Origin of the sequence: Campylobacter concisus (genome assembly GCF_002914195.1) — a bacterium.
Lineage (GTDB): Bacteria > Campylobacterota > Campylobacteria > Campylobacterales > Campylobacteraceae > Campylobacter_A > Campylobacter_A concisus_M.
Genome location: NZ_PPAU01000077.1, coordinates 1 through 2,538 on the forward strand (window position 1 = coordinate 1; position 2,538 = coordinate 2,538).

The window sequence follows — 2,538 nt, forward strand, 5'->3', positions numbered from 1 at the left end:
CATTTACTGTTGCCATTTTTGTTTTCTCGTTTGTATTTTAAAAAGACCCGCCAAACCTTATGCCTGGCGGGGAAGTCTTATTTTAAAGTTTGAATTTGTTGTTAATGTTTTCGTCGAAGTCTTGGATTTCTTCGCTTAATGAGTATCCCATGTCATCGCCAAAATTTATATCATTATCGTCCATATTTGGAACGTAGGTATCGTATGGATTGCCTGCTATTTCGCCAAGATCAAGGTCTTCAATTTGTGCTTCAACGGCAATATTGTTGTCGTTCTCAATAGCAACGATCTCTTCGTTTTCTCCAGAAACAACTTCAATTACTCTCTTGGAAGGTCTGCCTCTTTTCTTTAGTTGTGGCTCTTCCGCAGGAGTTTCTTCGATATTGCTTGTCACAACCTTTGATAATTGGCTTTGGTCTTTATTTTGTGCCATTTTTAATAGCTCTTCTGGATTAAAGCTTGGTTGAACATAGCTATTTTTACCAAGCTTACTTACAAATTCTTCTTTCCTATCGCTTGAAATATCTTTGTATTCTTGGTTGAAATAATTTTTTAGATCTCTCATTGGAGATTTTTCAGGCATATTGTTTTGTAATATTTGATTTAAGACAACAGCCATTTTTGTTGGTAAAGGAACATTCATATTATGAACCTCGCCGTTTTGTGTTTCTTTTTTTACTGGTTCGCCCAAATCCTCACCTATTTTATAGTTGGCCAAGAAATTATCAGGTGACATAAATTCTTTATCCTCTTTTGTCTTGCCGACTAATTTCTTAATAGCTGGGTTAATTGGACCATATTTTATGGCATTATAAAGAGGATTGTCTTCTCTCTCTTTAAACTCAAATAGAGTATATGAAAACGCTTGATCTTTGTCATAAAATTCTCCAAGAACTTTATTGACGCTTTTTCTTATATCGCCATTTGAAATTTCATTGTGAGTAACATATACGTCATCACCATCATTGCTCTTTGCTCTTAGTGCATTATTGATCACAAACTGGTTATTTTTAGCCACCGAGTCAAGATAGCTATTAAGAGCATAATTTGGGTGCAATTTACTTTGCGCAGCAAGCTTTAGCGCATCATCGAGTTTCGGTGATGTAAGAACCTTTTTTAAGTCCTCTGGTGATTTTTTTGCACTTGCAAGAAGTGATAGAGCATCAGATATTGCCCCTTTTGTTTTGATATATATCTTGTTTTCAAGCTCTGGATCTTTTTTATCTCCATCTCCATTTGCTCTTGTTAGTAATTTGTCTATCTTTTCTTCTATTTTTGCTGAATAAGTTGAGCCATTTATTCCAGTTAATTCGCCATTGTTGTTCATTGTTGCAATAGTTCTTAAGACGTCGATTAGCTCTTTTGATAGTGTTCTATTATTGCTTGGGAACAATACTCTTGGCGGAACATTTATCTCTTCGCCAGTTTGTTTATTTATAAAAAACCTACTTGGGATAAAAAAGTTTGCTATCTCAAGTTTTTGAGTAAGTATATTTTCTTTACTCATAGATCCTTTAAGGTCTTGTGATTTATTTATCTTTGCAATACATAAACCAAGCGGCAATGCACCGTTATAAAACATACTAACACCATTTGCACTACCCTTTACGTGAGAACCATCTTTTGTTAGAGTAATTTTATTAAAATCATTTATGTAGTTAATAGACGCGACTACCTTATTTTTAAACGTTTTTACTAAATTATTAGCAAACTGAAAAATATCTTTAGCATCTTCACCCTTGCCAAATTTATCAGCAAAATACTTACCCGAAAAGCCTATTGACGGGAATGATTGTTTTATTGGTTCAAGAATTGCATTTATTGCTTTATTTTCAGTAGCAAGCTTTGTTGGGTTTGGCTCTTTAATAAGCTGCCCAACCTCTTGAATATGTGGTCTAAGGCTGCTTTCAATGGCTATTAGTAGATGATAAGCAACGTATGGATCTTTTGCTGCTTCATTGACGAAAGTTTCAATGTTGGCTCTTGTTTCATTGCTGACATAGGTTGATTTAAATTTCTCTATATCGGTTTCATTGATGCTTTTTGCAAAAGCTGATGTCGTAATTGTTAAAGAGTTGTTTTCATCAGCCATAATAAATTCAGCCTCTTCAATCTTAGTAGAGTTTATTTTTAATCCAACCTTTTCTACATCTGGATCATTGTATTGAATTAGTCTAGCAGACATAGTAATAAGATTTATGTCAGCATATTGGTTAAATTTTACTAGAGTATTTATAGCTTTTAAATATGCTTCGCTTGTAGGCATAATTTTCATATATTGTTTTTCTGTTTCCATGGCTATTTTAATAAAGTCCTTGATATTGCCATAATCAACATTTGCATAGGTTTGTCCATCTTCATCCACAGCCCAAAAGTTGCTTATATCATTTCCGTTCTCGTCTTTTTTCCCATATTTCTTAGGCAAATCAATATACATTGTTGTTAAAGGCTCTGTATTGCCATTTTGATATAAGTTAATAGCGGCTTTTAAAATTTCGTCAATGGACTCTTTAACATTTCTAAAAGTGACCCTAGTTT

1 protein-coding gene is annotated in these 2,538 nt (G+C 33.6%); it reads right to left on the minus strand.

Going from position 1 to position 2,538, the window contains the following annotated elements; genetic code table 11:
- Window positions 1-82: 82 nt before the first annotated feature.
- The coding region (locus CYP28_RS01955; RefSeq protein WP_181000409.1) for a hypothetical protein at window positions 83-2,538 on the minus strand (2,456 nt) is incomplete at its 5' end.